The sequence below is a fragment of the Microbacterium sp. MMO-20 genome (genome assembly GCF_037147735.1).
GTDB lineage: Bacteria > Actinomycetota > Actinomycetes > Actinomycetales > Microbacteriaceae > Microbacterium.
On record NZ_JBBCUU010000002.1, the window covers coordinates 263,429 to 275,462 of the forward strand.

Sequence of the window (12,034 nt, forward strand, 5' to 3'; positions counted from 1 at the left end):
AACGAACCCCTCCGACACCCCCGACATTCAAGGACACCCATTGACATCGACGCTCTCGCCGGTTCTTGACGAACTGCCGGACGTAGACTGGGCCGCGATGGAAGAGCAGGCGGCCATGACGCCGCGGACCCAGAGCACGCCGCCGACGACGGACGAGGTGGACGGAGCAGACCCGCGCTCGCAGTTCGAGGAGCAGGCGCTGCCGTTCATGGACCAGCTGTACGCGGCGGCCATGCGCATGACGCGCAATCCCGCGGATGCCGCCGACCTCGTGCAGGAGACCTTCGTCAAGGCGTTCGCGTCCTGGGCGTCGTTCACACAGGGCACGAACCTCAAGGCGTGGCTCTACCGCATCCTGACGAACACGTACATCAACACGTATCGCAAGAAGCAGCGCGAGCCCTACCAGGGCACGATCGACGAGCTGGAGGACTGGCAGCTCGGCGGTGCCGAATCGACCACCGCGACGAGCGCCCGCTCGGCCGAAGCCGAGGCGATCGACCACATGCCGGCATCCGTCGTCAAGGACGCGCTGCAGTCGATTCCCGAGGACTTCCGCCTGGCGGTGTACCTCGCCGACGTCGAAGGCTTCGCGTATCAGGAGATCGCGGACATCATGAAAACCCCCATCGGCACGGTCATGAGCCGCCTGCATCGTGGCAGGCGCTTGCTGCGCGACCTTCTGGCCGAGTATGCGCGGGAGCGCGGCATCGATGTGCCCGCCGCCGCGACGGAATCGAGGAGCAGGAAATGAGCGACTGCGGCTGCGACAAGGCGCGCAAGGATCTGGAGGAGTACCTCCGCAACGAGGTCTGCAAGACGCAGCACTCCGACATCACCGAGCATCTGGCGAACTGCCCCGAGTGCCGTGATGAGGCGCTCGTCGCGACGACGCTGACATCGGTGATCGCTCGCGCCTGCAGGGAGACGGCGCCCGAGCAGCTGCGCGACCAGGTGCTCGCGCGCCTGCGCGCCGAGCAGGCCACGCACCACTGAGTCCGCGTCCGCGCGGCTGTGCACCTCAGGACGCGCGGCTGAAGACCCGCAGCGCGCGCGGCACGACATCGATGCGCAGAGGCAAGGAGCCGAGCGGGTCGCCGTCCGCGTACGCCGTGACCGACGGCGACGCCAGCCGCACGGCGCGCACCCGGAAGGTGGACACCTGCGCGACGGAGGTGTGCGTGCCCCGGTACACGCGGGGGAGCAGCCGCAACAGCTTCAGCCTTCCCGCTGGGCGCACGAGCGTCACGTCGAGGAGTCCGTCCTCGAGGTCGGCGTCGGGGCAGATCGGGATGCCGCCGCCGTAGCTGCGCCCGTTGCCGACCGTGGCCATCACGAGGTCGCCCTCCACGCGCTCCGTCGCCCCATCCGCGTGCTCGAGCTCGAGGTCGAAGGGAATGCCGCGCAGCGTCAGGAACTCGACGAGGATCGCGATGTTGTAGCGCATGTGCCCGCGCGGCCAGCGCATGCGGTTCGCGCGGTCGTTGACCCTCGAGTCGAACCCGCTCGCGAGCACCGTGCCGTACAACATCGACGAGCCATCCGCGCGCGTCGCGCGGGCGAGGTCGATCGTGCGGGTCGAGCCCGCGATCACGGCGTCCGCCGCCGCGTCGGCGTCGAGGTCGTGCAGCCCGAGCGCGTTCGCGAGGTCATTGCCCGTGCCCGAGGGCACGATGCCGAGCGGGACGTCGCCGCCGGCGAGGATCTGTATCGCGAGCGCGGCGGTGCCGTCACCGCCCGCGACGACGACGGCGTCGACGCCGAGGTCGAGTGCGGCGCGCAGCAGGTCGGACGACTCGGCAGCGCTGCCGCCGGAGATCACGCTCACGCGGTGACCCGCGGCGCGCAGCCGTTCGGCGACGCGCATCGCCGCGCCGGTGCGTGCGCCGGCGCGGGCGGCGGGATTCGTCAGGAGTGCGACATCCATGGCGTCCTCCTCGGTCTGCGGGGGCTCTCGGTCACGTCCGGTCGGGCACGAGCACTCCCGGGTTCATGATGCCCTGCGGATCGAGGGTCCGCTTCACGCCACGCAGCAGCTCGATCCCGAGCGCACCGATCTCGGCGGCGAGGCCCTCGAGGTGGTCGCGCCCGACGGCATGGTGGTGGGTCGCGGTGCCGCCCGCGGCGACGATCGCGCGGGATGCCGCGGCCTTGGCATCCGCCCACTGCGCGAGCGGATCGTCCGTCAGCGCCGCGATCACGGTGAAGTAGAGCGAAGCGCCCGCGGGATACACGTGCGAGATGTGGCACATGACGATCGGCGCGGTGCCGCGCGCGCGCAGACTCGCCTCGATCGCTCGGGTCACGGCGTCTTTCAGCCGCGGCAGGGATGACCAGACGGTCGCGGTCTCGAGAGTCTCGGCGAGCACGCCGATGTCGAGGAGGGCGTCGCGGAGGACGGGTGCGGAGAACCGGCCGCGCTCCCACGAGCGCGCCGGATCCTCGCCGCGGGTCTTCGCGCCGTGACGCACGAAGATCGCCTCGGTCTCGCTCTTCGTGCGTTCGGCGTCGTCGTGAGTGGGTGCCTCGAAGGTGGCGACCGCGAGCGCCCCCGTCATGCGCAGCAGATGACCGCCCATGACGGCGTTCACCCGCGTCTCGGACTCGTCGCTCAGTCGCAGCACGGTCGGACGGATGCCCGCCTGCGTCAGCTCGCGGAAAGCCTGCGCGCCCGCAGCGAAGTCCGGGAACGTCCACGCGCCGTACGCCGTATGCGCGGCACGCGGTCGTACGCGCACCGTCACCTCGGTGATGACGCCGAACGCGCCCTCCGACCCGAGGATCAGTTGACGGAGGTCCGGACCGGCGGCGCTCGCCGGCGCGATGCCGAGGGTGAGGGTGCCCGCGGGCGTCGCGACCCGCAGCGCGTGCACGAGCTCGTCGAAGCGGCCGTAGCCGCGCGAGGCCTGGCCGCTCGAACGGGTGGCGGCGAAGCCGCCGAGGGAGGCGTGCTCGAAGCTCTGCGGGAAGTGTCCCAGCGTCAACCCGTGCCGAGCGAGCATCTCCTCTGCCTCGGGGCCGCTCGTGCCCGCACCGAACGTCGCGAGGAGCGAGAGCTCGTCGAGCGCCAGCAGTGCGGACGTGCGGGAGAGGTCGAGGCTGATGACGGCGCGCAGACCCCCGGCATCCGGTTCGAGTCCGCCGACGACGCTCGTGCCTCCGCCGAACGGGACGACCGCGATGCCGCGCGCGCCGCACACCGCGAGCATGGCGGCGACCTCGTCGTGGTTCTCGGGGCGGACGACCGCGTCGGGCGCCGTCGCGCGATCGTCGCGGCGACGGTGCAGCAGGTCGGGAGTGCTCTTGCCGCCGAGGTGGCGGAGGCGAGTGGCATCCGACGTGTCGACGGCGTCGTCCTGCCTCAGCACGGCGGACAGGGCGGCGAGGTCGGCGTCGTCGAGGCGCGGGGCCGACAGGGTGACGGATGCCGGGTCGCGGCGCGGGACGGGGTGCGGCGTGCCCTTCAGCAGCGTCTTCGCGATCGTCCTGGCGCCGCGCGGGAGGTGCGCCTCGCGCCTGCCGTCGCCCCACAGATCCCAGATCATGCTCGTCATGGCGACAGTATGACACCTTGTGTACTTTTGTCACATGAAGATCGTGGAGTCCGACACCGCGCGGGTCATCCTCGATGCGGCGCTGGCCGAGACGCTCGAGCACGGCATCCGCCGCACGAGCATCTCGGACATCGCGCGGCGCAGCGGAGTGTCGCGTCAGACGATCTACCGGTACTGGCCCGATGCGCAGGCCCTGTTCGCGACTCTCGTGACCCGGGAAATGGTCGCACAGATTCCCGCCCACTCGAGCGCGGCCGACCTCGATGGGCTCGTCGCGATGCTGGTCGACGCCGCCGATCGGGTACGTGCGCTGCCGATCGTCGATCGCCTGCGCGATACCGATCCGGAGCTGTTCGCCCGCTACATCCTCGAGCGGCTCGGCACCAGCCAGCGGCTCGTGCACGCCGCGCTCGCCGCGCACGTTCGGTCGGGGCAGGAGGCGGGGTTCGTCCGCCCCGGGTCGGTCGACGCGCGCGCCGCGATGCTTCTGCTCGTGCTGCAGGCGTCCGTTCAATCCGCGCCGCTCGTCGAGGAGTGGCTGGATGCCGACAGCTGGCGCACCGAGCTCGCTGCCGCCGTGCGGGGCCTGCTGGAGATGCGCGGATGACGCGCGTGCGCGGGCGGACGCCAGGCTCGACCGTGCTGGATGCCGCGCGGCGCAGGCGAGAGCTCGATGACGTCGCGAACGGCGCCGAGATCGATGTGCTCGTCGTCGGCGGCGGCATCACCGGTGCCGGCGTGGCACTGGATGCCGCGTCTCGCGGCCTGCGCACCGTCCTCGTCGAACGCGGTGACCTCGCGTCGGGCACGAGCGGCTGGTCCTCGAAACTCGTGCACGGCGGGCTGCGCTACCTCGCCTCGGGTCAGATCGGGATCGCGCACGAGAGCGCCGCGGAACGGCACCTCCTGATGACCCGCATCGCTCCGCACCTGACGAGGCCCCTCCCCCAGGTGCTGCCGCTGCACGGACCCGATGCGCGCTCGCGCGGCGCCCTCGTCGGCGCGGGCTTCGCCCTCGGCGATGCCCTGCGCCGCGGTGTGGGCACGCCCACAGCGCTGCTGCCGGCCCCCTCGCCGCTGAGCGCGACCGCAGTCCGGGCCCTTGCTCCCGCCGTCCGCGTGGAGGACCTCCGACACGGCGGCGGCATCGCCGGCATCCGCGGATGGGACGGGCAACTCGTCGACGACGCGCGCCTCGTCGTCGCGGTGGCGCGCACGGCCGCGGGCTTCGGCGCGCGGATCCTCACGCGGGTCGCCGCGGAGCATCTGCGCGGGGACGGCGCCGACCTGCGCGACGTCGTCACCGCCGCGACCTTCACGGTGCGTGCCCGTGCGGTCGTGAATGCGACGGGCGTGTGGGCGGGGTCGCTGACCGCGGCAGTGGCGCTCGAACCCAGTCGGGGGACCCACCTCGTCGTCGACACCGCTCGGCTCGGCGGAGCGGACGTGTCGATCACGGCGCTCGTGCCCGGGACGCGCAGTCGATTCGTCTTCAGCGTGCCGGCGCTCCACGGCCGCAGTTACATCGGCTTGACGGATGTCGCTGCGGAGGAGATCACCGATCATCCCCGCGCCGACGACACCGAGATCGACTTCCTGCTCGATACCTTCAACACGGTGCTGGCGGAGCCCCTCACGCGCGCGGACGTGCGCGGAACCTTCTCGGGGCTCCGCCCCCTCCTGCGGTCCGCGCGCGGAGGCGACGGTGAGACCGCCGATCTCTCGCGTCGACACGCAATCATCGAGGACGACGAGGGTGTCGTGAACGTCGTCGGGGGAAAGCTCACGACCTATCGGCGCATGGCGCAGGACGGCGTGGATGCCGCAGTCCGCCGGCGCGCGCTGCCGACGGCACGGCCCTCGATCACGGCCGACCTGCCGCTCGTCGGCGCCTGGCCGCGTCAGCGCGCACGGGAGATCCCCGCCGCCGCTCGCCTCGTGCGGCGCTACGGCGCCGAGGCATCGTTCGTGGCCCGGCTCGGCGAGGCGCGGGGGGAAGTACGGGCGGAGGACGCCGCACCCGCGGCGCGCGGGGTGACTCCCGCAGAGCTCGAGTGGGGCGTACGTGTGGAGGGCGCTCTCAGCGTCGCCGACCTCCTGCAGCGGCGCACGCGCCTCGGCCTCGTGGCCGCCGACGCCGAGGCATCCCTCCCCGCTGCGCTCGCCGCGTTCGCGCGGTCCGGCGTCGAGCCCGCCGCCGACTGAGTCGCGCCGCCGACGGTGTCGCAGGATCGCGACACCGTCGAGACGCGGCTGCGACAACCGTTTCGTAACGTTGTGTGCATGAACACGTTCCGTCGCCCTCTCGTCCTTCTCTTCGCGCTGGTCGTCGCCGGATCCGCTTTGGCCGGGTGCAGCGTCCGCGTCGCCGACGGTGACGGCGCCACGCCGAGCACGTCGCCCACCTCGGCGACGTCCTCCGCGCCGTCGCCGACCGGCAGCGCGAACGTGCGCGGGTTCGTCGACGACGAGCGGATGGCGAAGCTGCAGCGCAGTCGCTGGACCGACGCGGTCACGCAGCATGTCGTTTGCACCGACGGACAGCACTTGGTCGACAGCAACGCCGATGCGGTCGTCGTCGAGGTGACGGGCGACTGCCGCGAGTTGACCATCGTGGCGTCGGGCGCGATCGTTCTGCTGCCGGCGCTGGACGAGCTCACGATCGAAGGAGACGGAAACATCGTCATCGTCGCCGCCGCGCGCGAGATCGAACTCGCCGCCGAGGCCGACGCGAACCTCGTCGGATGGGAGACCGGCACCGCCGTCGTGAAGGACTCCGGGACCCTCAACGGCACGACGCCGATCTCCTGATCGATACGATCCGTTCATGACCGCTGCGACGCCGCGCCTGCTCCTGGTCGACGACGAGAGCTCCATCACTGACGGGCTCGCACCGTTCCTCGCCCGGAGCGGCTTTGAGGTCCGCGTCGCCCCCGACGGCCAGCAGGCCTGGGATCTCATCGCGCGCTGGCAGCCCGATATCGTCGTGAGCGATGTGATGATGCCGGTGATGGACGGCCGCGAACTCGTGCGCAGGCTCCGCGCATCGGGCGACGGCACCCCCACGATCCTGCTCACCCGCGTCGGCGAGTCCGGTGAGCGTTCGGCTGCCCTCGAGGAGGGGGCGGACGACTATCTGAACAAGCCGTTCGACCCGCAGGAGCTCGTCAGAGCGTGAGCGCCTTCCCGAGGATCGCCGCCTGCTCGCGGGCGTGCACCTTGGGAGAACCCGTCGCGGTCGACGCCGCAGCCGCACGCGACACGCGGCGGATCGTCCGCCCGTGCAGGTGCTTGACGACTTCGAGCGCGATGAACGGCCACGCGCCCTGGTTCTCCGGCTCGTCCTGAACCCACACCAGCTCCGCGTTCGGGTAGCTGTCGATCACGCGGTTGAGCTCGTCGATCGGCGCCGGGTAGAGCTGCTCGACACGCACGAGGGCGATCTCGGGGTTCGGATTCTTCTCGAGCTCGGCGACGAGGTCCCAGTGGATCTTGCCCGAGTGGAGCAGTACGCGCTTCACGACGCTCTTGTCGATCGCGCGCGCGTCGTCGAGCACCGGCTCGAAGCGACCCGTCGTGAAGTCCTCGACGGGGCTCGTCGCGCCGCGCAGGCGCAGCATCGCCTTCGGCGTGAACACGACGAGCGGCCGACGCGGGCGGGCGTAGGCCTGGCGCCGCAGGAGGTGGAAGTAGGATGCCGGCGTCGACGGCCGCGCGACCGTCATGTTCTCCTGTGCGCACAGCTGCAGGTAGCGCTCGATACGCGCGGAGGAGTGGTCCGGCCCCTGGCCCTCGTAGCCGTGCGGCAGCAGCAGAACGACCGACGACTGCTGGCCCCACTTCTGATCCGCCGCCGAGATGTACTCGTCGATGACGGACTGCGCGCCGTTCGCGAAGTCGCCGAACTGCGCCTCCCACAGGGTGAGGGTGTCGGGCCGCTCGACGGAGTAACCGTACTCGAAGGCCATCGCCGCGTACTCGCTGAGAAGCGAGTCGTACACGTAGAAGCGACCCTGATTGTCGCCGAGGTTCGCGAGGGGCAGCCATTCCTGGCCGTTGGCGCGGTCGTGGAACACGGCGTGGCGCTGCACGAACGTGCCGCGGCGCGCGTCCTGACCGGCGAGGCGCACATTCGTGCCCTCCATGAGGAGCGAGCCGAACGCGAGCAGCTCGCCGAACGCCCAGTCGACGCTGCCGTTGCGACTCATGTCGAGGCGCTTGTCGAGCAGCTGCTGGAGCTTCTGATGCACCGTGAAGCCCTCGGGCTTGTTCACGAAGGCGTCGCCCACCTGATTCACGACCGCGACGGCCACGCCGGTGGTCTCCGGCTCGCCGACCGCCTGGTCGATCTCGGCGGAGGCGGGGGAGACGATGCCGGTCGCGCCGGTCTCCGCGGCGTGCGTCTCGGCGAACGCGATCTCGAGGCGGTTCTGGAAGTCCGCCTTCGCGTTCTCGTACTCCTCCTCGGTGATGTCGCCGCGGCCGACGAGCGCCTCGGTGTAGAGGCGCCGCACGGAGCGCTTCGCCTCGATGAGGTTCGTCATGAGGGGCTGCGTCATCGACGGGTCGTCGCCTTCATTGTGACCGCGACGGCGATAGCAGACGAGATCGATCACGACGTCGCGCTTCCACTCCTGGCGGTAGGCGACGGCGAGTTCTGCGACCCGGACGACGGCTTCCGGGTCGTCGCCGTTGACGTGCAGGATCGGAGCCTGGATGGTCTTCGCCACGTCGGTCGCGTAGACCGAGGTGCGCCCGTCCTGCGGGAGCGTCGTGAAGCCCACCTGGTTGTTCACGACGACGTGAACGGTGCCGCCCGTGCGGTAGCCGCGCAGCTGCGACATCTGCAGGGTCTCCACGACGACGCCCTGACCTGCGAAAGCCGCGTCGCCGTGGACGAGGATCGGCAGCCACGAGAACGACCCGATGGGCTTCCGGTCCTGCTTGGCGCGCACGATGCCCTCGAGCACGCCGTCGACGGTCTCGAGGTGCGACGGATTCGCTGCGAGGTAGACGGGCAGCTCCTCCCCGGCATCCGAGACGAAGGTCCCCTCCGTGCCGAGGTGGTACTTGACGTCGCCCGAGCCCGACTTCGAGCCGATCGCGACGGATCCCTCGAACTCGCGGAAGATCTGGCTGTAGGTCTTTCCGGCGATGTTCGTGAGGACGTTGAGCCGACCGCGGTGGGCCATGCCGATCGCCGCACCGTCGAGCGAGGAGCTCGCCGCGCCCTGCAGGATCTCATCGAGGAGCGGGATGAGGGACTCGCCGCCTTCCAGCGAGAAGCGCTTCTGGCCGACGTACTTGGTCTGCAGGAACGTCTCGAACGCCTCGGCCTGGTTGAGCTTGTCGAGCACGCGGAGCTGCTCGTCGTGGCTCGGCTTCTGGTACTTGACCTCGACGTTCTCCTGGAACCACTTGCGCTGGGCCGGGTCCTGGATGTGCATGTACTCGACGCCGATCGTCCGGCAGTAGGAGTCGCGGAGGACACCGAGGATGTCGCGCAGCTTCATCGTGCGCTTGCCGCCGAAGCCGCCTGTCACGAATTCGCGATCGAGGTCCCAGAAGGTGAGACCGTGGCTTTCGATCTCGAGGTCGGGGTGCGTGCGCTGCACGTACTCGAGGGGGTCGATGTCGGCCATGAGGTGGCCGCGCACGCGATAGGAGTTGATGAGCTCCTGCACGCGCGCCTGCTTGTCGACGCGCTCGGCGAGGTCGACGTTGATGTCGTTCGACCAGTGGATCGGCGCGTACGGGATGCGCAGCGCTGCGAAGATGCCCTCGTAGAAACCGCGCTGGCCGATGAGCAGCTCGTGCACGATCTTGAGGAACTCGCCGGAACCGGCACCCTGAATGACGCGGTGGTCGTACGTGGAGGTGAGCGTGATGGTCTTGCCGATGCCGAGTTCGACGAGCGTCTTCTCGCTCGAGCCCTGGAACTCGGCGGGGTACTCGAGGGCTCCAGCGCCGACGATGCAGCCCTGGCCCTTCATGAGCCGCGGCACCGAGTGCACGGTGCCGATGCCGCCCGGGTTCGTGAGCGACACGGTGGTGCCCTGGAAGTCGGCGGCGGTCAGCTTGTTGCCGCGGGCGCGCTTGACGAGGTCCTCGTACGAAGCGAGGTACTCGTTGAACGTCAGCGACTCGGCCTGCTTGATCGAGGGGACCATGAGAGCGCGCGTGCCGTCGGGCTTCGGAAGGTCGATCGCGATGCCGAGGTTGATGTGCGCGGGAGCGACGACCGACGGCTTGCCGTCGACCTCGGCGTAGGAGACGTTCTGGCTGGGGAAGGCCTTGAGCGCCTGGATCAGCGCCCATCCGATGAGGTGCGTGAAGCTGACCTTGCCGCCACGGGTGCGCGACATGTGGTTGTTGATCACGATCCGGTTGTCGATCATGAGCTTCGCGGGCACCGTGCGCACACTCGTCGCGGTGGGCACCGAGAGCGATTCGTCCATGTTCGCCGCGAGAGTCTTCGGCATTCCGCGCAGCGGCGTGACGACGTCCTCACGCGCCTCGGGCAGGGTGCCGGGCTGAGTCTTGGGAGCCTCGGCGGGCACCGGCTGGGGAGCCGCCGGGCGCGTCGTCGTGCGGGCGACGGGCTGGGCGCCGACGACCGGGACGGGTGCCGTCACGGGCCGGGGCTCCGCCGACGCCGCCGGCGACGCTGCGGGGCGGGAGGTCGTAGGTGCCGCCGGCGCTGCGGGGGCGGATGCCGCGGGCGCGGCGGTCGCGGCATCCTGCTGCGTCTTCTCGTAGGCCTCGAGCACAGGCCACCACGACTCGTCGACGGATGCGCGATCCTTGACGAACTGGTCGTACATCTCGGCGACGAGCCATTCATTGGCTCCGAAATCGCCGTCGTTCGAAGTTCCCACGCCGGTCGCCTGACTGGACACGGTTAGCGCCTGCTTTCGTCGATGAAGATCAGTTGGTGCCGACCGCTGACGGGCCGCGTGCACACTTCTGTCAAGGGTATCCCATGCATATGAGTGGGTACCGTAGAGGCATGCACTTCTCCGGCGCCCAACCCACGGTCGATCTGACCTACTCCGACGTCTTCCTCGTGCCGCGCCGGTCGGCGATCACGAGCCGTCTCGACGTCGACCTCTCGCCGGGCGACGGCTCCACTGCGACGATTCCGCTCGTGGCATCCAACATGAACTCGGTGACCGGGCCGCGCCTCGCGGCCGCACTCGCACGTCGTGGCGGGCTCGGCGTGCTGCCGCAGGACATGCCGTTGCAGGACATCGATGCCGCGATCCGCTGGGTCAAAGAGCAGCCCGTGCCGTGGGACACGCCGCTTGTCCTCCCCGCGTCGGCGACGGTGGCCGAGGCCGCCGCGCTCGTCCCCGCCACGGAAGGCCACGGCATCGTCGTCGTGCAGGGTGCCGGTGAGCGCGTGCACGTCGACGACATCCTCGGTGTCGTGCCCGCCGCGCGCCTGGGCACTGCCCTCCCCGACGCGCAGCTCGGCGACCTCGCGCGCGGGCGGACGCCCTCGATCGACGCGGACGACGTCGAGAGCGCGCGGCACGCGTTCGACCTCATTGTCGCGGCGGAGGCCGAGACGGTGTGCGTCCTGCAGCACGGCTATCTCGTCGGCACCCTCTCTCAACGCACGGCGTTGCGTTCGACCCTCTACCGCCCGGCCGTCGATGCGAACGGGCGCCTGATCGTCGCCGCCGCCGTCGGCATCAACGGTGACGTCGCCGCGAAGGCCCGTGCCCTCGCGGCGGCCGGTGTCGACGTGCTCGTCGTCGACACCGCGCACGGCCACCAGGAGCGCATGCTGCGGGCGCTGCAGACGGTGGCGAGCCTCGGTCTCGACATCCCGATCGCCGCCGGCAACATCGTCACGGGCGAGGGGGCACGCGATCTCGTCGCGGCGGGCGCTTCCATCCTCAAGGTCGGCGTCGGGCCCGGCGCGATGTGCACGACGCGCATGATGACGGCCGTCGGACGCCCGCAGTTCTCCGCCGTCCTCGAGACGGCGCAGGCGGCCGCCGAACTCGGCGCGCATGTCTGGGCCGACGGCGGGGTGCGCTACCCCCGCGACGTCGCGCTCGCGCTCGCCGCCGGCGCGGCATCCGTCATGATCGGATCCTGGTTCGCAGGCACCATCGAAGCGCCCGGGCAGCTGCAGGTCGACGCCGATGGGCGTGTCTACAAGGAGTCGTGGGGCATGGCCTCGACGAAGGCCGTACACGGCCGGTTCGGCCGCCTCGATCCGTACGAGCGCGCGCGCAAGGAGCTGTTCGCCGAGGGCATCTCCTCGTCGAAGATCTACCTCGACCCGCTGCGGCCGTCCGTCGAGGACCTCGTCGACATGATCACGTCGGGGGTGCGGTCCTCGTTCACCTATGCCGGGGCCTCCACCGTCGCCGAGTTCCACGAGCGTGCGACCGTCGGCCTCCAGTCCGCCGCGGGCTATGAGGAGGGCAAGGCGCTCCCGGTCAGCTGGTAGCCCGCGCGGGGCA

General features: G+C 70.5%; 10 protein-coding genes. 7 read left to right on the top strand and 3 right to left on the bottom strand.

The window, feature by feature from the left end; all coding sequences use genetic code 11:
• Nucleotides 1-97 precede the first annotated feature (97 nt).
• Together WFI52_RS04835 and WFI52_RS04840 are read left to right on the top strand one after the other, a co-directional pair.
• A complete protein-coding gene (locus WFI52_RS04835; protein WP_442927691.1) occupies nucleotides 98-754 on the top strand; it encodes a sigma-70 family RNA polymerase sigma factor in 657 nt (218 codons plus the stop codon).
• Nucleotides 751-996, top strand: a complete 246-nt coding sequence (locus tag WFI52_RS04840) for a zf-HC2 domain-containing protein (RefSeq protein WP_336625855.1) — start codon at nucleotides 751-753, stop codon at nucleotides 994-996. Before WFI52_RS04835 ends, WFI52_RS04840 begins: the two co-directional genes overlap by 4 nt.
• A 25-nt stretch (nucleotides 997-1,021) precedes the next feature.
• On the opposite strand, the gene WFI52_RS04845 is transcribed toward WFI52_RS04840, so the two are convergent.
• Together WFI52_RS04845 and WFI52_RS04850 are read right to left on the bottom strand one after the other, a co-directional pair.
• Entirely contained in the window at nucleotides 1,022-1,927 is a 906-nt protein-coding gene (locus WFI52_RS04845; RefSeq protein ID WP_336625854.1) for a diacylglycerol kinase, read from the bottom strand.
• 31 nt (nucleotides 1,928-1,958) lie between these two features.
• Complete coding sequence (locus WFI52_RS04850) at nucleotides 1,959-3,554, bottom strand: FAD-binding oxidoreductase (protein WP_336625853.1); 1,596 nt, start codon at nucleotides 3,552-3,554, stop codon at nucleotides 1,959-1,961.
• A gap of 34 nt (nucleotides 3,555-3,588) precedes the next feature.
• Between WFI52_RS04850 and WFI52_RS04855 the strand changes: the two genes are divergently transcribed.
• The 4 genes from WFI52_RS04855 to WFI52_RS04870 all read left to right on the top strand — a co-directional run bounded on the left by WFI52_RS04855 (nucleotide 3,589) and on the right by WFI52_RS04870 (nucleotide 6,732).
• Nucleotides 3,589-4,161 (top strand): TetR/AcrR family transcriptional regulator, encoded by a 573-nt coding sequence (locus WFI52_RS04855; RefSeq protein WP_336625852.1) that lies wholly within the window; start codon nucleotides 3,589-3,591, stop codon nucleotides 4,159-4,161.
• Entirely contained in the window at nucleotides 4,158-5,759 is a 1,602-nt protein-coding gene (locus WFI52_RS04860; protein ID WP_336625851.1) for a glycerol-3-phosphate dehydrogenase/oxidase, read from the top strand. The genes WFI52_RS04855 and WFI52_RS04860 overlap by 4 nt, the downstream gene beginning before the upstream one ends.
• A 78-nt stretch (nucleotides 5,760-5,837) precedes the next feature.
• Nucleotides 5,838-6,365 carry a hypothetical protein gene (locus WFI52_RS04865; RefSeq protein ID WP_336625850.1) on the top strand — a complete coding sequence of 176 codons (528 nt, stop codon included), beginning with the start codon at nucleotides 5,838-5,840 and terminating at the stop codon, nucleotides 6,363-6,365.
• Nucleotides 6,366-6,381: 16 nt separating this feature from the next.
• Nucleotides 6,382-6,732, top strand: a complete 351-nt coding sequence (locus WFI52_RS04870) for a response regulator transcription factor (protein ID WP_336625849.1) — start codon at nucleotides 6,382-6,384, stop codon at nucleotides 6,730-6,732.
• Here the strand turns inward: WFI52_RS04870 and WFI52_RS04875 are convergent.
• Nucleotides 6,722-10,453 (bottom strand): multifunctional oxoglutarate decarboxylase/oxoglutarate dehydrogenase thiamine pyrophosphate-binding subunit/dihydrolipoyllysine-residue succinyltransferase subunit, encoded by a 3,732-nt coding sequence (locus tag WFI52_RS04875; protein WP_336625848.1) that lies wholly within the window; start codon nucleotides 10,451-10,453, stop codon nucleotides 6,722-6,724. The genes WFI52_RS04870 and WFI52_RS04875 overlap by 11 nt on opposite strands.
• 110 nt (nucleotides 10,454-10,563) lie before the next feature.
• Here WFI52_RS04875 and WFI52_RS04880 point away from each other — a divergent pair, with 110 nt between their 5' ends.
• Nucleotides 10,564-12,021, top strand: coding sequence for a GuaB1 family IMP dehydrogenase-related protein (locus WFI52_RS04880; RefSeq protein ID WP_336625847.1), 1,458 nt, complete (start codon nucleotides 10,564-10,566; stop codon nucleotides 12,019-12,021).
• Nucleotides 12,022-12,034: the final 13 nt, after the last annotated feature.